Below are 20,457 nucleotides of genomic sequence, written 5' to 3'. Positions count from 1 at the left end.
CCGCCTCCGCCTGAGCCGGCTCAGGCGGAGGCGCGGGCGCCGTCCACCGCCACCACCGGCTGGCCCAGCGGCGTGCCGGACCCGTCGCGGCGCCCGGTCGCCGGCGGCAGGTCCACCGGCTGGCCGCCGGCGGCGCACCCGCGCGCCGGCCCGGGGCCGACCCAGGCGAGGACCAGCTCGTCCTCCCCGCGCAGGAAGCGGTGGCAGCGCACCCCTCCCGTCGCCCGGCCCTTGGCCGGGTACTCCGCGAGGGGCGCGACCTTGGCCGTGCCAGGCCCGGTGCCCGCCAGGACGGCCGAGGCGCCGGCGATGGTGACCACGACCGCTCCGGCGGCGTCCTGCGGGGCGACCGCGCCGAAGGAGACCACGCGCGCGCCCGGCGCCAGGCGCACGCCCGCCACGCCGCCCGCCGCGCGCCCCTGCGGGCGCACCGCCTCGGCGGGGAAGCGCAGCAGCTGCGCGTCGCTGGTGACGAAGACGAGCTCCTCCGCGCCGGTGGCGAGCTCGACGGCGCCGACCACCCGGTCGCCGTCCTTGAGGGCGATGACCTCCCACGCCTCGCGGGCGCCGGCCGGCTCGGGCGCCACCCGCTTGACGACGCCCTGGGCGGTGCCGAGGGCCAGGCCCGCGCCGCCCGGCTCGGGCGCGAGCGAGCACAGCGCCACGACGTCCTCCCCGGGCGCGAGGGAGAGGAACTCCCGCAGCGGCGCGCCGCCGGACAGGGACGGCCGACCCGCCGTCGGCGGCAGCACCGGCGTGTCGACCACGCCCAGGCGCAGCACCCGCCCGGCCGAGGTGACCGCGCCGACGGAGGCGCGCGCGGTGGTGCGCACCGCGCTGCGCAGCACGTCGTGCGGGGCGCGGCACCCCTCGCCGTCCTCCGCGCCCGGCAGGTCCACCCCCGCCGTGCGCGCGAGCAGCCCCGTGCCCGACAGCAGCAGCCAGCAGGGCTCGTCGAGCACCTGCAGCGGCACCGAGGCCGCCGGCGCGGCCGCGGCCTCCAGCAGCACGGTGCGCCGCGCGTCGCCGTGCGCCCGCGCGACCTGCGCCAGCTCGTCGGAGACGGCCCTGCGCAGCAGCCGCTCGCTGCCGAGCAGCTCGGCGAGCTCGGCGATCTCCGCCTGCAGCTGGTCGCGCTCGGCCTCCAGCTCGATGCGGGAGAACCGCGTCAGGCGGCGCAGGCGCAGCTCGAGGATGTGGTCGGCCTGGACGTCGGAGAGGTCGAAGACCTCGACCAGGCGCGAGCGCGCGGCGCCCGCGTCGTCCGAGGAGCGGATGACCTGGATCACCTCGTCGATGTCGAGGATCGCCACGAGCAGGCCCTCGACCAGGTGCAGGCGCTCGCGGCGGCGGGCCAGGCGGAACGCGCTGCGCCGGCGCACGACGTCCAGGCGGTGGCCGACGTAGACCTGCAGCAGCTCCTTCAGCCCCAGGGTGCGGGGCTGGCCGTCGACGAGGCAGACGTTGTTGATGCCGAAGGAGTCCTCCAGCGGCGTGAGGCGGTACAGCTGCTCGAGCACCGCCTCGGGCGTGAAGCCGGTCTTGACCTCGACGACGAGGTGGGTGCCGTGCTCGCGGTCGGTCAGGTCGAGGATGTTCGCCACGCCCTGCAGCTTCTTGGCCTGGACGGCGTCCTTGACCTTGTCGATGACCTTCTCCGGGCCCACGGTGTAGGGCAGGTCGGTGAAGACGATGCCCTTGCGCCGGGGCGTGAGGTCCTCGATGCGGGCGCTGGCGCGGGTGCGGAAGGAGCCGCGGCCGGTGGCGTACGCCTCCCGCACGCCCTCCAGGCCCACGATGCGACCACCGGTGGGCAGGTCGGGCCCCGGCACGTAGCGCATCAGGTCGGCCAGGGTGGCCTCCGGGTGCGCGATGAGGTGGCGGGCCGCCGCGACGACCTCGACGAGGTTGTGCGGCGGCATGTTCGTCGCCATGCCCACCGCGATGCCGCTGGCGCCGTTGACCAGCAGGTTCGGCAGGGCCGCGGGCAGCACGCCCGGCTGCGTGAGGCTGTTGTCGTAGTTCGGGACGAAGTCGACGACGTCCTCGTCGAGCCCGTCGGTCATGACGACGGCCGCCGGCGCCATCCGTGACTCCGTATATCGGCTCGCTGCCGGACCGTCGTCCGGAGAACCGAAGTTGCCGTGGCCGTCGACGAGCGGCACGCGCAGGGAGAACGGCTGCGCCATGCGCACGAGCGCGTCGTAGATCGCCGCGTCGCTGTGCGGGTGCAGCTTGCCCATGACGTCGCCGACGACGCGGGCGCTCTTGACGTGCGGCCGCTCGGGCCGCAGCCCCATCTCCGCCATCTGGAACAGGATGCGCCGCTGCACGGGCTTCAGGCCGTCGCGGGCGTCGGGCAGCGCCCGCGAGTAGATGACCGAGTACGCGTACTCCAGGAAGGAGCCGCGCATCTCCTCGTCGACGTCGACGTCGAGGATGCGCTCGGTGCTCCTCCCGGCCGGAGGCGGGGTCGTGCGGCGTGCCATGGGACCCATCCTCGCCGACGGCACCGACAGGAACGGCCCGAACGCCGCGAGCGGAACGGCTGTCCACAGGCCTCCTCCGGCGCCGCCGCGGTGCTGCCACGCTCCACGGATGGCGGAGCAGGAGGGGCGCGCGGACGCCCCGTGGCCGTGGTGGACGCCGGGAGAGGTGCCGCCGCCCGGCCGGCCCGGCGCGCAGCGGGTGCTCCTCGCCACGGGCGCGCTCCTGGTCGCCGCGGCGGCCGTCGTCCTCGCCGGGGCGGTGCGGCCCCGCACCGGGGCCGCCGGCCAGGTGGCGGCGCTGGTCTGCCTGAGCGCCGCGGGCGCGGCCGCGGCCCGCGCGACCGGGGTGCGGGGGCTGCGCGCGAGCGCGGAGGCCCTCGCCGCCCTGGCCGTGGTGGTCCTGGTGGTGGCGCTGGCCGCCGCCGCGGCGCTCGACCTGTGGGGTCTCGGCCGGGTGGACCGCGCGGGCTACGGCGCCGCGGCCGGCGCCGGGGTCGTCGCGCTGGCGGTGGCCGCCGACCGGCTGCTGGCGCCCCGCCCGCACCGCGGCCCGCGCGCCTATCCGCTCTCGGCCGTCCTGGCCGCCTCGGCCCTGCCGTCCCTGCTCGTCGCCGCCGCGGACGGCGGCGCCCGCGCCTGGGCCGCGGCGGCCCTGGCGGCGGCCGTCGCCGGGGCGGTGGCCGCCCCCGCGCTGGGCCCCGCCGGTGCCCTGGTGCAGGGCGCGGCCGCGGTGGCAGCGCTGGCCCACCTGGTCCTGGCGCTGCCGGTCCTCGCGGTCGTCGTGCTGGTCGGGCAGGGCCCCGTCGAGGCGGCGCGGACGGCGGTGCAGCTGGCCGCCGTCAGTGCGGTGGCGCTCCGGCTGCGGCGCCGGGCGGGCGGGCGCGGCGGGAACGCGGTGCTGGCGGCGGAGGCGGTCGCCTGGGCGGCCGCCGCAGGCGCGCTGATCGTGACGGCGGTGCCCGGCGGGGCGCCCGCGCTGCTGGCCACCGCGGCCCTGCTGGCCGTCGTCACCGCGCTGGCCCGTGCCGAGCCGGCATCGCGCCGACCCGCTCGCGCGGTGCCGCGCCGCCTCGCCGTCGCCGGGCTCGCGACGGGGATCGCCGCGGCGGTGCTCGAGGCGGTGGGCGCGGGCAGCGGCCCGGCCGGGGTCCCGGTGGGCGCTCGGGTCGGCGCCTGGGCCGCCATGGCCGCGGCGGCGGGCGCGGTCGCCGCGGTGCGCCCGCGGTGGCGACCCGGGTGGGCGGCCGCTGCGGCGTTCTGCGCGCTCGTGGCCGCCGTGTGCGCCGCCGCGCCGCTGCCCGCGCTGCCGGCGGTGGTCGTGCTGGGCACCACGGGGGTGCTGCTCGTCGCCGCAGCGGCCGGCCGCCGCGGGCGCCCGGAGGAGGGCGTGCTCGCCGGCGCCGGTGCCGCGGGTCTGGGGACGGCGCTGCTGCCGGCGCTGCTCGGCGCCCCGCTGGCGGGGACGTCCGCTGCGCCGCCGGTCGCCGGGGTGCTGGCCGCCGGTGGCCTGGTGGCGCTCGGCTACGCCCTCCTGCCCGGCCGCGGGGCGGCCGGCGCCGTCGGCGTCGTCCTGCTCACGGCGTCGGCGTGGGTGCTCTGCGCCGAGGCCGGCGTCGTGCCGGTGGAGGCCGGCTCCCTACCGCTGGCGGCGCTGGCCCTGCTCGCGGGGGTCGGGCACCTGCGCCGGCGCCCGGGGGCGCCGTCGTGGGCGACGGTCGGGCCGGGTCTGGCGGTGGCGCTGCTGCCCTCCGCGGTGGTGGCCGTGGCGGACGAGGGCCTGCTGCGGCCGTTCCTCCTGCTCGTCGCGGCCGTGCTGGTCCTCGCGGCGGGCGCGGCCGCCGGGTGGCAGGCGCCCGTCGTGGTGGGCGCCCTCGCCGCGGGGGCGGTGGCGCTCTCGCAGCTGGCCCCCTGGGCCGTCGCGCTGCCGCGGTGGCTGGGCCTGGGCGTCGCCGGCGTCCTGCTGCTGGCGCTCGGCGTCCGCTTCGAGCAGGGCCGCCGCGGCACCGCCGCGGCGGCGGGGTGGGTCAGGGGCCTGCGGTGACGGTCCCGTCCGCGGCGGTGCCCGCGGCGTCGAGGGGCCTGCCGAAGCGCCCCTCGTGCGCGACCTCGGCCAGCGGGCGGCGAGGCCGGCGCGGGCGGCGGCGCCCGTCGGTCCGGTCCCCGCCGGCAGCGGCGGCCGGCGCCGGGTGGCCGAGGCCGACCGCCCCGACGACGCGGCGGTCGGAAGGCACCGCGAAGGCGTCGCGCACCGCGTCGACCCGGCCCGGGGGGACGCCGAAGAAGCAGGCGCCGAGGCCCGCGTCGACGGCGCCGAGCAGCAGGAGCAGCGCCGCCATGCCCGTGTCGACGTCCCACCAGGGCACGTCCCAGGCGTCGGGGTCGCGGTCGGCGGCGCGGGCGCCGGTCCGCTTGTCCGCCTCGGCGTAGCGGCGCCGGTAGGCGCCGGGCTCGGCCAGGCACAGCACCAGCACCGGGGCGGTCATCATCCCGGCCAGCCAGCGGTCCGGGGCGTCGACGTCGTCGGCGGTGGCGGCCCAGAAGCGCGCCCGGTCCTCCGGCTCGCGCAGCACCAGCAGGTCCCTGCCCTGCGCCCCGCCCGCCGACGGCGCCCGCACCGCGAGGTCCAGCAGCTCGCGCAGCACCCGCGGCGCCACCGGCCGCCCGTCGTAGGCGCGCACCATGCGCCGCGCCCGCACCGCGTCCCGCAGCTCCACGCCCACCAGCCTCCCAGGCGCACCGGTCAGCACGGGCGCGGCGGTCAGCACGGGCACGGGCGCGGCGGGCGCGGCGCTAGCCTTCGGGGCGTGGTCGCCGTCCAGCCCCCTCACGTGCGGGCGTGGGAGGCGGACGTCGTCCTGCGCGACGGGGGAGCGGCCCACCTGCGCCCCATCACCCCGGAGGACGCCGAGCGGCTGCAGGCCTTCCACCTGGCGCAGTCGCCGGAGTCGGTCTACCTGCGCTTCTTCGCGCCCATGCCGCGCCTGTCCGAGCGCGACCTGCGCCGCTTCACCACGGTGGACCACGTCGACCGCGTCGCGCTCGTCGTCCTCGTCGGCGACCAGATCATCGGCGTCGGCCGCTACGACCGCATCGACGCCGAGACGGCGGAGGTGGCGTTCAACATCTCCGACGCCCACCAGGGGCGCGGCGTCGGCTCCGTGCTGCTCGAGCACCTGGCCGCCGCGGCGCGCGAGAACGGGATCTCCCGGTTCGTGGCCGAGGTGCTGCCGGAGAACCGGCGCATGGTCCAGGTCTTCGTCGACGCCGGCTACGAGGTCAGCCGCCACTACGACGACGGCGTCATCTCCATGGCGTTCGCCATCGACCCCACCGATCGGTCCCTGGAGGTGATGGCCGCCCGGGAGCACCGCGCCGAGGCCCAGAGCCTGCGGGCCCTGCTGCACCCGGCCTCGGTGGTGGTCGTCGGCGCCAGCCGCCGCCCGGGCTCGGTCGGCGGGCGCCTGCTGGCCGACCTGCTCGACAGCGGCTTCACGGGCGACCTGCACGTGGTCCACCCGCAGGCCCGCGCGGAGGAGCTGCGCGGCGTGCAGCCCGTGCGCTCCCTGGCGCAGGTGCCGGCGCCGGTGGACCTCGCGGTCGTCGCCGTGCCCGCCCCCGCGGTGGTCGACGTCGTGCGCCAGTGCGCGCCCCTCGGCGTGCGCGGCGTGGTCGTCGTCTCCAACGGCTTCGCCGAGACCGGGCCCGAGGGCCTGCAGCGCCAGCGCGAGCTCGTGCGCGTGGCGCGGGCCAACGGCATGCGCGTGGTGGGGCCGAACTCCTTCGGGCTGGTCAACACCGACCCCGAGGTGCGGCTGAACGCCTCCCTGTACCCGACGGTGCCCGGTGCGGGCGGCCTGGCCCTCTTCAGCCAGTCCGGCGCGCTGGGCGTGGCGGTCCTGGACGCCGCCCGTCGCCGCCACCTCGGCGTCTCCAGCTTCCTCTCGGCCGGCAACCGCGCCGACGTCTCCGGCAACGACTGCATGCAGTACTGGCAGGAGGACGACGCGACCGTCGCCGTCGGCATGTACCTGGAGAGCGTCGGGAACCCCCGCAAGTTCTCCCGGGTGGCGCGCCAGCTGTCGCGGCGCAAGCCCGTCGTGGCCGTGAAGTCCGGGGTCAGCTCCTTCACGGTCCCGCCCGGGCACGCCGTGCGGGAGACCCGCGCACCGCGGGAGGCCCTGGAGGCGATGCTGCGCCAGGCCGGCGTGGTCCGCGTGGACAACATGCACCAGCTCTTCGACGTCGCCCAGCTGCTCGTGCACCAGCCGCTGCCGCACGGGGAGCGCATCGGCATCGTCGGCAACTCCGACGCCCTGGCGGCGCTGGCGGCGGAGGCGGCGCTCAGCTGGGGGCTGCAGGTCGCCGAACCGGTCACCGTGCACCCCGAGGCCGGCGCCGCGGAGGTGCGCGCGGCGCTCGAGCGCGTCTTCGGGGACCCCGCGGTGGACGCCGTCGTCGCCTGCTTCATCCCCGCGCTGGCCGCGGTCGACGTCGAGGTCGCCCGGGCGCTGCGCGACGTGGCCGCCTCCTCGGACGCGCCGTGCGTGGCGTGCCTCGTCGGCATGCGCGGCGTGCTGGGCGAGCTGGACGCCGCCCAGCCGCTGGGCTCGGTGCAGCCCCTCGGCGCCGACGCCCCCGCCGGCGCCCTCGCCGACGCCCTCGCCGACGCCTCCGCCGGCGGGCGCGTGCCGCGCGCGGTGCCGGCGTACCCCATGCCGGAGGACGCCGTGCGGGCCCTGGCGGCCACCGTGCGCTACGCCGCGTGGCGCCGCCGCGACCCCGGCCACCGCGTGGAGCCGGCCGGTCTCGACCGCCGCGGCGCGCGCGCCCTCGTCGAGGAGCTGCTGGCCGGCCGCACGCAGGAGGACGCGCCGCTGGAGCTCGCCGCCGAGGACGCCGCGGCGCTGCTGGCCTGCTACGGCGTGCGGGTGTGGCCCGCAGAGCGGGTCTCCTCCGTGCCCGAGGCCCTCCGGGCCGCCGAGCGCGTCGGCTGGCCCGTGGTGCTCAAGGCCACCCAGCGCAGCCTGCGCCGCCCCGGCATGGGCGGCGTGCGCGCCGACATCGCCGACGAGGCGGAGCTGCGCGCGGACGTGGCCACCATGCTCGCCGAGGCCCCGCCCGACGGGCGGGGCCGGCGCGAGCTGCTGCTGCAGCACATGGCGCCCGCCGGCGTCGCCTGCCTGGTGCGCACCCTGGAGGACCCGCTCTTCGGCCCCATCGTCTCCTTCGGCCTCGCCGGGGACACCAGCGAGCTGCTCGGGGACCTCACCCACCGCATCCCGCCGCTGACGGACGTCGACGTCGCGGACCTGGTGCGGGGGCTGCGCGCCGCGCCCCGGCTGCTGGGCGGGCAGGGCAGCCCGCCGGTGGACGTCGCGGCCCTGGAGGACCTGCTGGCCCGGGCGTCGGTCCTGGCCGACGACCTGCCCGAGGTGGCCTGGAGCGAGCTGTCCCCGGTGCAGGTCTCGCGCGCGGGGCTCGCCGTCCTGGGCGCCACGGTCGTGCTGGCGGTGCCCGCCGGGCGCTCGGACGCCGGCCGCCGGGCGCTGCCCTCCTGAGCCCGCCGCGCGCCGGTCGGGTGCGGCCGAGCGGTCAGGTGGAGCGCGGTCAGGTGAAGTAGAGCAGGCGCGCGGCGGGCAGGCGCTCGGCCAGGGCGTCCTGGAACCAGGTGCGCAGCTGGGCCATCACCTCGGGCCGGTGCACGTGCTTGGTGCTGCCGTGCTTGCCGCGCTTGAGCGCCCGCTGCTCGGGGTCCATCTCCAGCTGCGTGCGCGGGTACCAGCCGAGCAGCACCTCGCGGCTGCGCGGGGTGAACCGGTGCGTGATCACCTCGACGGTCAGGTCGAGGTCGGGGACGTCGGCGGTGGCCGCCGCGACGTCGTCCAGCAGCGCGCCGTAGCGCTCCTGCCAGCCCGGCTCCGGGACGACCGGGGCGATCGTCAGGCCCACGGGGTAGCCGGCCAGCGCCAGCCGGCGCAGGGCGCCGATCCGCTCGCGCACGCGCGCGGTGCCGCCCTCGTACCGCTCTGCGCCCTCGGGGCCGGCGCTGTTGACGGAGAAGCGCACCCGCGTGCGCCCGGCGTGCGGCAGGTCCAGCAGCGGGGAGACGTCGTCGAACTTGGTCGTGAACCGCAGCCCCACCGGCCCGGCCCACGAGTGCGTGCCGACGTGGGCGATCGTGGCGGCCAGCGACCCGGTCAGGTGCTCGATGCCCAGGGGGTCGGTGTAGCAGGAGACTTCGAAGGTCGTGCCCTCGCCCGAGCGGGCCGCGCTGCCGCTGGTCACGCGGCCGCGCCCGACGTGCTCGTCCATGGCGCCGAGCACCTGCGGCAGGTCGGCGAAGACGCGCGTGACGGGCGGGCCGGCCAGGGACCCGGCGAGGTAGCAGTACTGGCAGTGCGCGGGGCACCCGGTGGCCAGGTCCAGCCGCCAGTCGGCGCTCGGCGGCACCGGCTGCAGGCGGCGGGAGGAGGGCGCGCTCGTGACGACCGCGAGCGTGGACTTGGCCAGGGCGTAGGTGGCGCGCTCGTCGGCGCCGCGCAGCGAGGGCAGGCGGTCCGCGCGCAGCAGCTCGATGTCGGCCACCCCGGCCGCCTCGCACCGGCGCACGACGCCGAGGCCGTGCTCGGTCTCGGCCGCGGAGGCGGTCACCAGCACCCGCTTCGGCACCCACCGGCGGGGAGCGCGCAGGGCGGGGTCGGCGGGCGGCGCGGCGGAGGAGCCGGCGGCGAGGACGGCGGGGGCGGCGGCAGCGGTGCTCGTGCTCATCACCGGGATCAACGACGCAGGCGCCGGCGCGCGTCCCGCTGACCGGCGCGTCGGCGCGTGACGTGCGCCTCACCGCGGACCGCGCCCCGCGCCGGCGCCGCGGTGCGAGGATGAGCGGCATGTGGGACCGGAGCGGTGCGACCGCCGGACGCGGCGTGCAGGCGCCCGAGGAGCTGCCCCCGGCGCTCGTGGCGGAGCTGGAGCGCTGCGGGTACTACCCCGAGCTGGTCGGCGACGTCGTCCTCGTCGCGCTCGCGGGCGAGGCCGTGCGCGCGCACCTGGTGCACCTGGAGACCACGTTCGACACCGACGCGGTGCGCCGGCACGTGACGGTGCTGGCGCTGACGCCGACCCGCCTCGTCGTCGCGCACGTGGACGACCACGGGCCCGAGGCCGAGGGCGGCGCGCCGGTGGCGGTGGGCTCCTCCGAGTCGGTGCCGCTGTCCTCGGTGCGCTCCGTGGTGCTCGCCCACCGCTTCCCGGCGCCCGAGCGGCACCGCCGCGGCGGCCCGCCGCAGGAGCTGACGCTGACCGTCGGGTGGGGCACGCTCAGCCGCGTCGACCTCGAGCCCGCCGGGTGCGCCGACCCGGACTGCGACGCCGACCACGGCTACACCGGGTCGGTGACCGGCGACGACGTCTCCCTGCGCATCAGCGCCGACGCCGAGGGCCAGGACGCCGTGCGCGCCGCCCTGCGCTTCGCGCGCGCCCTGACCGCGGCCTCCTCCCCGCCTCCCGGTGCGCCGGGGTGAGCGGGCCGGCTCCCGCTCCCGCGCCCGGAGGGGTCGAGCCGTCCGCGGCCACCGGCTCCCTGGCCGACGTCCTGCCCGCCGTCGCTGCGGCCATGGGCTCCCCGCTGCGGCCGGTGCCCTTCGCCCTCCCGCAGGCGCCGCGGGTGTGCGTGCTGCTCGTGGACGGGCTGGGGGAGCGGCTGCTCGCCGCGCGCGGCGGGCACGCCCCGGCCCTGCGCTCCCTGGCGCCGGGCGCCCGGGTGCTCGCGGCGAGCTACCCGTCGACGACCGCCACGTCGATGGGCTCCTTCGGCACCGGCCGCCTGCCCGGCGCCCACGGCCTCGTCGGGTACCAGGTCCTCGACCCCGCCAGCGGGCGCCTGCTCAACGAGCTCTCCTGGGACGACGGCCCGGACCCGCGCCGCTGGCAGCCGCAGCCGACCGTCTTCGAGCACCTGGCGGCGTCCGGGGTGCTCGTCACGCGCGTCGGGCCCGCCCACTTCGACGGCTCCGGCCTGACAGAGGCCGCCCTGCGCGGGGGCCGCTACCGGGCCGCCGCCTCGCTCGAGGCGCGGGTGGACGCCGCGCTGGCCGCGCTGCGCGCCGCTTCCCGCTCGCTCGCCTACCTGTACTGGGGGGAGGTGGACAAGGCGGGGCACACCCACGGCTGGGGCTCCTGGCAGTGGGGCGAGGAGCTCGAGGCCGTCGACCGCGCCGTGCGCCGCCTCGTCGAGGGCCTGCCGGCCGACGCGCTGCTGGCCGTGACGGCGGACCACGGCATGGTCGACGTCCCGGCCGGCGCCCGCTGGGACCTCGCGCACGACGCCGAGCTGGCGCGCGGGGTGCGCCTGACCGGCGGCGAGCCGCGCGCGCCGATGCTCTACTGCGAGCCCGGCGCCGTCCCCGACGTCCTCGACACCTGGCGGGCGCGGCTGGGTCACGTGCTCAGCGCCGTCCCCCGTGAGGAGGCCGTCGACGCCGGGTGGTTCGGGCCCGTCGCCGACCACGTGCTGGCGCGCATCGGCGACGTCGTCGTGGCGATGACGGCGCCCGCGTCCGTGCACGACTCGCGCGTGCAGCGCTCCGCCCTCGCGCAGCTGGTGGGCATGCACGGCGCGCTGAGCGCCGACGAGGTGCGCGTGCCCCTGCTCCTCGCCGCGGGACGCGCCCTGGACCAGCCCGCCTGAGCCGGACCGCGCTCCCGGGCGCGAGCGGGCACCGACGAGTCCGGGGCGGCCCGGGCGCCTGACCGGGGACGGCGACCCCACCCGGGCGCCGCGGACCCGAGGGGACCCACCGTGCCACGGACGATCTTCGTCGACCTGCCGGTCGAGGACCTGGACGCCTCGAGGGCCTTCTCCACGGCCCTCGGGTCCTCCGTCGACCCCCGGTGCAGCGACGACAGCGCCGCCTGCGTCGTGGTCGACGAGACGATCTGCGTCATGCTGCTGACGCGGGCGCGCTCCAGCGACTCCATCACCGGCGAGGTCGGCGACCCGGGCGCCACCGAGGTGATCAGCGCCCTCAGCGCCTCCAGCCGCGAGGAGGTCGGCGACCTGCTCGCCCGGGCCCTGGGCGCGGACGGCCAGCCGTGGCGGCCCGTGATGGACGAGGACTCCGTGTACGGCGCGAGCGTGCAGGAGCCGGACGGGCACGTCTGGGAGTTCTTCGTCATGGGGGCGCCCGTCATGGAGGCGCCCGCGACCTGAGCGGTGCCGCCGGGCGGGTCAGTCGGTCTTCGGGCTGCCGAAGACGATCTCGTCCCAGCTCGGGACGCTGGAGCGCCGGTTGCGCGCGCGGGGCGCGGGGCGCCCCTGCTCGTCCACGCCGTCCTGCTCGACCCGCTCGACCCGGCCGGTGTCCGTGCGCGGGTCGGGCCGCTCGCCGTCCGTGCGCGCGGCGAACCGCCCGGTGTCCGCGCGCAGGTCGGCCCGCCCGGGACGGGGGCGCACCGGGTCGGCGGTGCGGGGCGCCTCCTCGCGCGCCGCCGGAGCGGCGGGCGCGGGCGGGACGGCGGCCGCCGGGGCCGCCGGGGGCGGGGCGAGCGGCGGCGGGCCCGCGGGGCGCGGGTGCTCGCGCGGGCCGGCGACGATGTCCTCCCACGCCGGCTCGGGCGCCGCGGGCGCCCGCTCGCCCGGGGACGGCGCGGCGGGCACCTCGTCCGTGGCCGGCGTCGAGGGGTCCGGCTGCCACGGCACGGCCCGCAGGCGCGGCTCGGAGGCGGGCAGCACGCCGGCGTCCACCGCCTCCTCCGGGGAGGACGCCGGCGGGTGCGCGGCCGGCGGCAGGTCGAGCAGCGCGCTGACGAGGTCGTCGTCCTCCTCGCCCTCCCACTCCTCGTCGGGGGTCTCCAGGTCCATCAGCGGCACGCGGCGCCCGCGCCGCTCGCGCAGCGCGTCGAGCAGCTCCATGGTGCGGGCGGCCACGTCGTCCGGCGGCGCGACGTCTGGCAGCAGCGGCGGGGCCGGCACCACCGGCACCTCCCGCACCCCGCCGTCGGTCTCGACGTCGTAGACGCGCACGGCCGAGAGCCGGCGCCCCGTGGCGGTGTCCGGGTCCTGCGCCGAGCTGAGCCAGCGGGCCTCGTCGTCCAGGGGCTCGAGCACCGTGCTGGCCGGGTCGAACGACCACTGCGCCGCGCGCTCGCGCCCACCCGCGCTGAAGGAGACCTGCACGGCCCACGCGTCCTCGCGCCGCCAGGCGTCCCAGACGGCGACGGCCGCGTCCACGCCGCGGGCGGCGAGGCGCTGGCGCACGAGGTCGTCCAGGACGGGGCGCGAGGCCGAGGCCGTCGAGCGCACGTGCGCCTCGCGGGCCAGGGCCGCCACGTGGGCGCGCTCGGCGAGCACCGGGCCCTCGTAGCGGCGCACCTGGTCCACCGGGACGCCGGAGCTCTCGGCGACCTCCTCTGCGGTCTCGCCGGCGCGGATGCGCGCCTGGATGTCGCGCGGGCGCAGCGGCTCGCGCACCTGCGGCACGGGGGCGGTCATGGGCCCCGCGCGGCGCACGGCGGCGCGCACGGCGGCGTCGACCGACAGGACGAAGCGGGTCCCGTCCGGCGCGGCGAGCACCAGCTGCGGCGCCCCGGAGGGGCCGTGGCCCTCGCTGACCAGGGCGAGCACCTGCGGGTCGGAGGACCCGCCGCCCTGCCGGCCCGGCTGTTGCGGCGCCTGCTGGCCCGGCTGCTGGTGCGGCTGCTGCATGGCCTGCTGGGCCCGGACCGGGTCGTCCTCTCCGCCGTCGCGCACGCCCGCCACCTCCTCGCGTCCACGCCCGTCGGCTGGTGCGCGCGGACCCGCGCCAAGACTGCCACTGCGCGCGCCGTCGGCCAAGCAGCGGCCCGGTCAGCGGGTCGCCGCGGGCCGCTTGGCAGGATGGGGCGGTGACCACCCCGCCCGCCGCCCCGGCTCCCGCGCCCGGGGCCGCCGCGCCGACCGCCCCCTACGACGCGCTGGTCCTGCTCTCCTTCGGCGGCCCCGAGCGCCCCGAGGACGTCGTGCCCTTCCTCGAGAACGTCACCCGGGGCCGCGGGATCCCCCGCGAGCGCCTCGAGGAGGTCGGCGAGCACTACTACGCCTTCGGCGGCCGCAGCCCCATCAACGAGCAGAACCTGGCGCTCCTGGCCGCGCTGCGCGCCGAGCTCGCCGCCCGCGGCGCCGACCTGCCCGTGGTGTGGGGCAACCGCAACTGGGACCCGTACCTGACCGACGCGCTGCGCGAGGCGCACGACGCCGGGGCGCGGCGCGTCCTCGTCCTCGCCACCAGCGCCTACGCCTCGTACTCCGGCTGCCGCCAGTACCGCGAGGACGTCGCGGCGTCCCTGATCGCCCTGGCGGGCGAGGGCCGCGCGCTGCACGCCGACAAGCTGCGCCACTACTCCAACCACCCCGGCTTCGTCGCGGCGAACACCGACGCCGTGGTCGAGGCCCTGGAGTCGCTGCCGCCGGACGCCCGCGACGGCGCCCGCCTGGTCTTCGTCACGCACTCGATCCCGACGGCGATGGCGCAGGCGGCGGGCCCGCGCGGCGGCGCCTACGAGGCCCAGCACGAGGACGTCGTCGCCGAGGTGACGGCGCGGGTGGGCGAGCGCACCGGCCGCGCCCTCGCGTCCTCGCTGGTGTACTGCTCCCGCTCGGGGCCGCCGAGCCAGCCGTGGCTGGAGCCGGACGTCAACGACCACCTGCGCGAGCTCGCCGGCGAGGGCGTGCCGGGGGCCGTGGTGGCGCCGATCGGCTTCGTCAGCGACCACATGGAGGTCAAGTTCGACCTCGACACCGAGGCCGCCGAGACGGCGCAGGAGGTGGGCCTGCCCGTCGCCCGCGCGGCCACCGCCGGCGTGCACGCCGCGTTCGTCGCCGGGCTCGTCGACCTCGTCCTGGAGCGGGCGGCCGTCGAGCGCGGCGAGTCGCCGCGGCGCCCGGCGACCGGCGCCCTCGGCCCCTCCCACGACGTGTGCCCCGTCGGGTGCTGCCGCAACCTGCGGGCCCCCGACCGCCCCGCGGCCTGCGGCCAGGACTGGACCGACCCCGCCGTCCCCGCGTGAGCACCGACGCGGGCCCCGGCGCGGGCGGTGCCGACCCGGGCGAGCTGGCCGAGCTGGCGGACCCGGGTGAGCTGGCCGGGCTGGCCGGGCTGGCCGAGGCGGTGGCGCGCGCCGCGGGCGACCTCGTGCGCGACCAGCGCCCGGACGACCTCGGCGTGGCCGCCACGAAGTCCAGCGCCACGGACGTCGTCACGGCCATGGACACCGCCGCGGAGGAGCTGGTCCGCCGCGAGCTGGCCCGGGCGCGCCCGGACGACGGCCTGCTCGGGGAGGAGGGCGGCCTGCGACCCGGCCGCAGCGGCCTGACGTGGGTGGTGGACCCCATCGACGGCACCGTGAACTACCTGTACCGCATCCCCGCGTACGCGGTGAGCCTCGCCGTCGTCTCCGGGGACCCGCACCCGGCCCGCTGGACGGCGCTCGCCGGCTGCGTGCACAACCCCGCCACGGGGGAGACGTGGACGGCGGCGCGCGGGGCCGGCGCCCGCCTCGACGGCCGGCTCCTGGGCCCCGTGCTCGCCCCGCCGCTCGAGCGCGCCCTGGTGGGCACGGGCTTCGGCTACACCGCCTCCCGGCGCGCCGAGCAGGCCGCCGTCGTGGCCGCGCTGCTGCCCCGGGTGCGGGACGTGCGGCGCATCGGCTCCTCCGCCCTGGACCTGTGCGCCGTGGCGAGCGGGCGGCTGGACGCCTACTACGAGCGGGGCCTGAACCCGTGGGACCTCGCGGCGGGCGCGCTCGTGGTCACCGAGGCCGGCGGTGCCGTCACGGGCCTGCGCGGCGCTCCCGCGGACGAGCGCATGCTGGTCGCCGCGGCGCCCGGCCTCGCGGACGCGCTGGGCGCTGAGCTGGCCGCCCTCGGCGCCTGAGGCCCCTCTCACCGCGCTCCCAGCCGCGTGCGTCACACTCCCCGCGCGACCGGGCATTCCGGAGCGCCCCCGTGCGTTCACCGTGCGCGGCTCACGCACCACCGACACCAGCGACCCGGGAGGGGCCACCATGGCGACGGACTACGACGCCCCCCGCAAGACCGACGACGAGCTCAACGAGGACTCCATCGAGGAGCTGAAGGCCCGGCGCAACGAGACCTCCTCCTCCTCGGCGGTCGAGGAGGACGAGGCCGAGGCGGCCGAGGGCTTCGAGCTGCCGGGCGCCGACCTGTCCAACGAGGAGCTGTCGGTGCGCGTCCTGCCCCGGCAGGCCGACGAGTTCACGTGCTCCAGCTGCTTCCTCGTGCACCACCGCAGCCAGCTCGCCAGCGACAAGGGCGGCCGGCTGATCTGCTCGGAGTGCGCCGCCTGACGCACCCGGGCCGCGCGACCGGCGGGTGGCCTCAGCCGCCCGCCGGCCCGTTGGCGCCGGGCGCACCGGGCGCACCGGGCGCACCGGTTCCCGGCCCACCGGCCCCCGGGGCGCGCCCGGAGACCGCCAGGACGGCGGCGAGGAGGTCCTCCGGGCGCCGGCTGGAGACCAGCCACGCCGGCGTCGGGTCCTGCGGGTCGTCCAGCTCCACCAGCACCACGCCGTCCACCCAGCCGCGCAGGCACAGGTGCGTGCGCGCGTCCAGGCGGGGCCCGCGCAGGTCGCGGGCGCGCGCACCGCGCGCCGCCTCCCCGCCGGCCACGAACCGGCCCGGCAGCACCGCGCGGCCCGCGCGCAGCCCGCTGCTCGTGCTCACCTCGACCCGGGGGCTGGCCCGCACCAGCAGCGCCGCGGCGGCGGCCGCGACGAGCAGCGCCGCGGTGCCCGCCACGGCCGTGCCCAGCGGCAGCAGCGCCAGCACCACGAGCGCGCTCGCCAGCGGCACCAGCAGCCACGTGGCGGGCGAGGGCCACAGCCGCTCGGAGTGCAGGACGCCGGGCACGCCGCCACCCTGCCACGTCGCCGTGCGACCCGGACGCCGCGCCGCCGGGACGCCGCACGGCGCTGCCGCGGGCGGCGGCCGGCCGCGGCGCCTGGCATAGGGTCGCCCCCGTGAGCGGACCCCAGGGGCCCGGCGGCGGGCCGGTGGGCGTGCAGGTGCTCCTGCGCCGCCTCGACCCGTCCCTGCCCGTCCCCGCCTACGCCCACCCCGGCGACGCCGGCGCGGACCTCGTGGCGGCCGTCGACGTCGTCCTGGCACCCGGGCAGCGGGCGACGGTGCCGACGGGCGTGGCGATCGCCCTGCCAGTCGGGTACGCGGCGTTCGTGCACCCGCGCTCCGGGCTGGCCGCGCGCTCCGGCGTGACGACGCTGAACGGCCCGGGCACGGTGGACGCTGGCTACCGCGGGGAGGTGATGGTGACCCTGGTCAACACCGACCGCGCGCGCACCGCGCGGCTCGCCCGCGGCGACCGCATCGCCCAGCTCGTGGTGCAGCGGGTCGAGCGCGCGCAGTTCGCGCTCGTCGACGAGCTGCCGGGCTCGGCGCGCGGTGCGGGCGGTCACGGATCGACCGGGGGCTGGGGCGCCCAGGACGGACCCATCGAGGAGGTGGCGACGAGGTGAGCTGGCTGCGTCGCGGCAGGGCCAGGTCGGACGCCGCGCAGGAGGCCCCGCCGGGGACGGCGCAGGACGACGCGCGGGACGACGCGCGGGACGGCGCGGCGGGCGACGGGGGAGGCGGCGCGCAGGGGGCGGCGCAGGACCCGACCCGCCAGCCGGGCGCGGAGGACGCCGCCGCGCCCGGGCGGCGCGCGGCGCAGCGGCGCGGCGGCGGTCCGTTCGACCTCTCCGAGGTGACCGACGCGCTGCCGCGGGTGGACCTGGGGGCGCTGCGGGTGCCGGCCCTCGCGGGCATGGAGCTGCGCCTGGAGCTGGAGGAGACCACCCGCCGGGTCGTCGCCGCGACCGTGGGCCTGGCCGGCTCCACGGCCCAGCTGCAGGCGTTCGCGGCCCCGCGCACCGAGGGCATCTGGGACCAGGTGCGCGAGGAGATCACCGCCTCCGTCGTCAAGCAGGGCGGCGCCGCGGAGGAGGTGCGGGGGCCCTTCGGCACCGAGGTGCTCGCCCGCATGCCCGCGCGCACGGCGGACGGGCGCACGGGCCACCGCCCGTCCCGGTTCATCGGCGTGGACGGCCCGCGCTGGTTCCTGCGCGCGGTGCTCAGCGGCCCCGCGGCCGTCGACCCGGCGGCCGCCCGCCCGCTGGAGCTGCTGGTGAGCGGGTGCGTCGTCGTCCGCGGCACCGGCGCCATGGCGCCGCGCGACCTGCTGGTGCTGACCCTGCCGCCGGGGCAGGCCGCCGCCGCGGCGGCGGCTGCCGCGCAGCGGCCGCCCCAGGTGCGCCAGGGCCCGGCGGGCCCGGTGCCCCCGGCGGACGCGCCCGACGGGCGGCGCTCGGAGCCCGGCGCGCCGGCCTGAGCAGCCGTCCGGGTGCTCCCGGGAGAACCCGCGCACGGTACGGGCGCGACGTGCCTACGCTGGTGCCATGCACGCGACGGTGGGGACGGGTGCGCGCCTGCGGGCGGCCCTGTCCCGGTGGACGGCGGGTCGGGCCGAGCTGGAGGCGCAGGACGCCCAGGAGCGGGCGGCGCGCATGGGCGGCACGCCCTGCGCCCAGCTGACCGGGCGCCAGCAGGCCAACGTGTCGGGCACGCTGCGCACGGTCACGCTGCGCCCCCGGGCCGGTGTGCCCGCGCTGGAGGCCGAGCTCTTCGACGGCACGGGCACCCTGTCGGTGATCTGGCTCGGGCGCCGGGAGATCCCGGGGATCGTGCCGGGGCAGGCCGTGCGCGTCGAGGGGTTCGTGGGCTGCACCGACGGCCGCAAGGTCGTCTACAACCCCCGCTACGAGATCGTGCCCGGCGCCGGGCGGTGACCGACCCCGCCGGGCCGGGACCGGCAGGCCCCGCGCCGTCCTCGGCGTCGTCGTCCTCGGCGTCGTCCGCGCGTCGCGGTGGGCTCGCCGCGGTGGCGACCCGGCCGAGCTTCTCCCTCGCCGACGCCGTCGGCGGTCCGCGCGGCGTGCTCGAGGCCGTGCTGCCCGGCGTCGCCTTCATCGCCGTCCTCACCCTGGCGCAGGACCTGCGCACGGCCCTCGTGGTCGCGCTCGCCGGCTCCGGCGTCCTCCTGCTCGCCCGCCTGCTCGCCCGCCTGCCCGTGGCGCCGGCCCTGTCCGGCGCGGCGGGGGTGGGGGTGTGCGCGCTGGCGGCGCTGCGCACGGGCGAGGCGGCGGACTACTACGCGCCCGGCCTGGTGGTCAACCTCGTCTACGCCGCGGTCCTCGCCCTGTCCACCGTGCGCTGGCCCGGGATCGGGACCCTGCCCGTGGTCGGGCTCGTGGTCGGGGCCCTGCGCGGCGAGGGCCTGGCGTGGCGCTCGGACCCGGCGCGCACCTCGCTGTACCGGCGGCTGACGTGGCTGTGGGTGGCGCTGTTCACGGCCCGCCTGGCGGTGCAGCTGCCGCTGTACCTGGCGGGGCTCGTCGGGGCCCTGGCGGTGGCCCGCCTGGGGATGGGCCTGCCGCTGTTCGCCGCCGCGGCCTGGCTGACCTGGCTGGCCCTGCGCCGCGCCGAGGCCCGCCAGCCCGTGCAGCAGCCCGTGCAGCAGCAGCCCGTGCAGCAGCAGCCCGTGCAGCAGCAGCCCGTGCAGGGGTCGGCGCAAAAGCCCCTCAGGCCGCCGGCGCCAGGAGCGCCTGCAGCGCCGCCTCGCTCTCCGCGACGGTGAGCAGCAGCAGCTCGTCGCGCCCCTCCAGCGCGTCGTCCGGCGTCGGCGCGATGGGGCGCCCGGCGCGGATGATCCCGACCAGCACGGTGTCCGCGGGCCAGGGCACGTCCCCGACCCGGGTGCCCGCCAGCGTCGAGCCCGCCGGCAGGGTCAGCTCCACCATGGCGGCCTGACCCTGCTGGAAGGTGAACATCCGCACCAGGTCGCCGACGGAGACGGCCTCCTCCACGAGCGCCGTCATGATCCGCGGGGTGGAGACGGCCACGTCGACGCCCCACGCCTCGTCGAACATCCACTCGTTCTTGGGGTGGTTGACCCGGGCGACGGTGCGCGGGACGGCGTACTCGGTCTTCGCCAGCAGGCTCATCACGAGGTTCGCCTTGTCGTCGCCCGTGGCGGCCACGACCACGTCGGCGCCCTGCAGCCCCGCCTCGCGCAGGGACGACGTCTCGCACGCGTCGGCCAGCAGCCAGTCGGCCTGCGGCACGGAGCCCATCTTCATGGCGCGCGGGTCGCGGTCGATGAGCAGCACCCGGTGGCCGTGGTCGAGCAGCTCCTGGGCGATCGAGCGGCCGACGTTGCCGGCTCCGGCGATGACGACGCGCATGCTCAGTCCTCCTCCGGCGGTGCGGCCAGCACCGCTTCGACGTCCCCGACGCGGCCGGTGGGCACCAGCAGGTGCACCTGGTCGCCGTCCTGGTGCACCGTGTCCGGCCGGGGCAGCTCCGCGCGGCCGAACCGGTCCAGGAAGGCGACCCTGCCGCCGGTGAGCGCCTCCACGCGCGTGAGGCGCACGCCGACCCAGGAGCGGTGCAGGTGCACCTGCACCAGGCTCAGCTCCCCGCTGGGGTCGCGGTACTCGCTGCGGGCCCCCTGCGGCAGCAGGCGCCGCAGCACCTGGTCGGCGACCCACGGCACGGTCGCGACGGTGGGGATGCCGAGGCGCTGGTAGACCTCGGCGCGCCCGGGGTCGTAGATGCGCGCCACGACGTTGGAGACGCCGTAGTTCTCCCGGGCCACGCGGGCGGCGAGGATGTTGGAGTTGTCGCCGCTGCTGACGGCGGCGAACGCGTCGGTGCGCTCGATCCCGGCCTCGCGCAGCACGTCGCGGTCGAAGCCGACGCCGGTGACGGTGGTGCCCTCGAAGGCCCCGAGGCGCCGGAAGGCGTCGGGGTTGGTGTCGATGACCGTCACCTCGTGGTCGTGCTCCTGCAGGCTCAGCGCCAGCGCGGAGCCCACCCGGCCGCAGCCCATGATCACGACGTGCACGCGCCCCTCCTCGG

At 78.8% G+C, this 20,457-nt stretch carries 19 protein-coding genes; 12 read left to right on the top strand and 7 right to left on the bottom strand.

What is annotated here, in order from left to right; all coding sequences use genetic code 11:
- Window positions 1-20: 20 nt before the first annotated feature.
- Window positions 21-2,489 carry a DNA gyrase/topoisomerase IV subunit A gene (locus tag BLS82_RS09760; protein WP_092864577.1) on the bottom strand — a complete coding sequence of 823 codons (2,469 nt, stop codon included), beginning with the start codon at window positions 2,487-2,489 and terminating at the stop codon, window positions 21-23.
- A gap of 109 nt (window positions 2,490-2,598) precedes the next feature.
- Here BLS82_RS09760 and BLS82_RS09755 point away from each other — a divergent pair, with 109 nt between their 5' ends.
- Window positions 2,599-4,530, top strand: a complete 1,932-nt coding sequence (locus BLS82_RS09755; protein ID WP_092864574.1) for an SCO7613 C-terminal domain-containing membrane protein — start codon at window positions 2,599-2,601, stop codon at window positions 4,528-4,530.
- Here the strand turns inward: BLS82_RS09755 and BLS82_RS09750 are convergent.
- The gene (locus tag BLS82_RS09750) at window positions 4,514-5,203 is read right to left on the bottom strand and encodes a nitroreductase family protein (RefSeq protein ID WP_092865253.1); all 690 of its coding nucleotides are present in this window, start codon (window positions 5,201-5,203) and stop codon (window positions 4,514-4,516) included. The genes BLS82_RS09755 and BLS82_RS09750 overlap by 17 nt on opposite strands.
- Window positions 5,204-5,293: 90 nt before the next feature.
- Between BLS82_RS09750 and BLS82_RS09745 the strand changes: the two genes are divergently transcribed.
- Window positions 5,294-8,047, top strand: coding sequence for a bifunctional acetate--CoA ligase family protein/GNAT family N-acetyltransferase (locus tag BLS82_RS09745; RefSeq protein WP_092864572.1), 2,754 nt, complete (start codon window positions 5,294-5,296; stop codon window positions 8,045-8,047).
- A 49-nt stretch (window positions 8,048-8,096) separates the two neighbouring features.
- Here the strand turns inward: BLS82_RS09745 and BLS82_RS09740 are convergent, their stop codons facing one another.
- Entirely contained in the window at window positions 8,097-9,257 is a 1,161-nt protein-coding gene (locus tag BLS82_RS09740) for an SPL family radical SAM protein (protein WP_255378247.1), read from the bottom strand.
- Window positions 9,258-9,376: 119 nt separating this feature from the next.
- Between BLS82_RS09740 and BLS82_RS09735 the strand changes: the two genes are divergently transcribed.
- The 3 genes from BLS82_RS09735 to BLS82_RS09725 all read left to right on the top strand — a co-directional run bounded on the left by BLS82_RS09735 (window position 9,377) and on the right by BLS82_RS09725 (window position 11,697).
- On the top strand, window positions 9,377-10,009 hold the full coding sequence (locus tag BLS82_RS09735; RefSeq protein ID WP_218123757.1) for a DUF5998 family protein: 633 nt from the start codon (window positions 9,377-9,379) through the stop codon (window positions 10,007-10,009).
- A complete protein-coding gene (locus BLS82_RS09730; protein ID WP_255378246.1) occupies window positions 10,006-11,175 on the top strand; it encodes an alkaline phosphatase family protein in 1,170 nt (389 codons plus the stop codon). Before BLS82_RS09735 ends, BLS82_RS09730 begins: the two co-directional genes overlap by 4 nt.
- A gap of 111 nt (window positions 11,176-11,286) precedes the next feature.
- Window positions 11,287-11,697 carry a VOC family protein gene (locus BLS82_RS09725; RefSeq protein WP_092864569.1) on the top strand — a complete coding sequence of 137 codons (411 nt, stop codon included), beginning with the start codon at window positions 11,287-11,289 and terminating at the stop codon, window positions 11,695-11,697.
- 18 nt (window positions 11,698-11,715) lie between these two features.
- Here BLS82_RS09725 and sepH read toward each other — a convergent pair whose 3' ends face one another.
- Complete coding sequence (gene sepH / locus BLS82_RS09720; protein WP_143028801.1) at window positions 11,716-13,236, bottom strand: septation protein SepH; 1,521 nt, start codon at window positions 13,234-13,236, stop codon at window positions 11,716-11,718.
- A gap of 134 nt (window positions 13,237-13,370) precedes the next feature.
- Between sepH and BLS82_RS09715 the strand changes: the two genes are divergently transcribed.
- The 3 genes from BLS82_RS09715 (at window position 13,371) to BLS82_RS09705 (ending at window position 15,830) form a co-directional block, all read left to right on the top strand.
- Window positions 13,371-14,531, top strand: coding sequence for a ferrochelatase (locus BLS82_RS09715; protein ID WP_092864563.1), 1,161 nt, complete (start codon window positions 13,371-13,373; stop codon window positions 14,529-14,531).
- The gene (locus BLS82_RS09710; RefSeq protein WP_255378244.1) at window positions 14,528-15,397 is read left to right on the top strand and encodes an inositol monophosphatase family protein; all 870 of its coding nucleotides are present in this window, start codon (window positions 14,528-14,530) and stop codon (window positions 15,395-15,397) included. The genes BLS82_RS09715 and BLS82_RS09710 overlap by 4 nt, the downstream gene beginning before the upstream one ends.
- A 130-nt stretch (window positions 15,398-15,527) precedes the next feature.
- The gene (locus BLS82_RS09705; protein WP_092864560.1) at window positions 15,528-15,830 is read left to right on the top strand and encodes a DUF4193 domain-containing protein; all 303 of its coding nucleotides are present in this window, start codon (window positions 15,528-15,530) and stop codon (window positions 15,828-15,830) included.
- Between the two features lie 31 nt (window positions 15,831-15,861).
- Here BLS82_RS09705 and BLS82_RS09700 read toward each other — a convergent pair whose 3' ends face one another.
- Window positions 15,862-16,392, bottom strand: coding sequence for a DUF3093 domain-containing protein (locus BLS82_RS09700; protein ID WP_092864557.1), 531 nt, complete (start codon window positions 16,390-16,392; stop codon window positions 15,862-15,864).
- A gap of 110 nt (window positions 16,393-16,502) precedes the next feature.
- Between BLS82_RS09700 and dut the strand changes: the two genes are divergently transcribed.
- From dut to BLS82_RS09680, 4 genes are all read left to right on the top strand, one after another.
- Entirely contained in the window at window positions 16,503-17,015 is a 513-nt protein-coding gene (dut, locus tag BLS82_RS09695; protein ID WP_218123756.1) for a dUTP diphosphatase, read from the top strand.
- Complete coding sequence (locus BLS82_RS09690) at window positions 17,012-17,869, top strand: DUF3710 domain-containing protein (protein ID WP_255378243.1); 858 nt, start codon at window positions 17,012-17,014, stop codon at window positions 17,867-17,869. The genes dut and BLS82_RS09690 overlap by 4 nt, the downstream gene beginning before the upstream one ends.
- Before the next feature lie 67 nt (window positions 17,870-17,936).
- Complete coding sequence (locus BLS82_RS09685) at window positions 17,937-18,326, top strand: OB-fold nucleic acid binding domain-containing protein (protein WP_092864554.1); 390 nt, start codon at window positions 17,937-17,939, stop codon at window positions 18,324-18,326.
- Between the two features lie 92 nt (window positions 18,327-18,418).
- Window positions 18,419-19,174 carry a DUF3159 domain-containing protein gene (locus tag BLS82_RS09680; RefSeq protein ID WP_176819019.1) on the top strand — a complete coding sequence of 252 codons (756 nt, stop codon included), beginning with the start codon at window positions 18,419-18,421 and terminating at the stop codon, window positions 19,172-19,174.
- Here the strand turns inward: BLS82_RS09680 and BLS82_RS09675 are convergent.
- Together BLS82_RS09675 and BLS82_RS09670 are read right to left on the bottom strand one after the other, a co-directional pair.
- On the bottom strand, window positions 19,119-19,781 hold the full coding sequence (locus tag BLS82_RS09675) for a potassium channel family protein (protein ID WP_092864551.1): 663 nt from the start codon (window positions 19,779-19,781) through the stop codon (window positions 19,119-19,121). The two genes, BLS82_RS09680 and BLS82_RS09675, sit on opposite strands and share 56 nt — an antisense overlap.
- A gap of 2 nt (window positions 19,782-19,783) precedes the next feature.
- Complete coding sequence (locus tag BLS82_RS09670) at window positions 19,784-20,443, bottom strand: potassium channel family protein (protein ID WP_092864548.1); 660 nt, start codon at window positions 20,441-20,443, stop codon at window positions 19,784-19,786.
- Window positions 20,444-20,457 lie beyond the last annotated feature (14 nt).

Origin of the sequence: Quadrisphaera sp. DSM 44207 (assembly GCF_900101335.1) — a bacterium.
Classification (GTDB): Bacteria; Actinomycetota; Actinomycetes; order Actinomycetales; family Quadrisphaeraceae; genus DSM-44207.
This window is presented reverse-complemented; position numbering and strand designations above follow the sequence as displayed.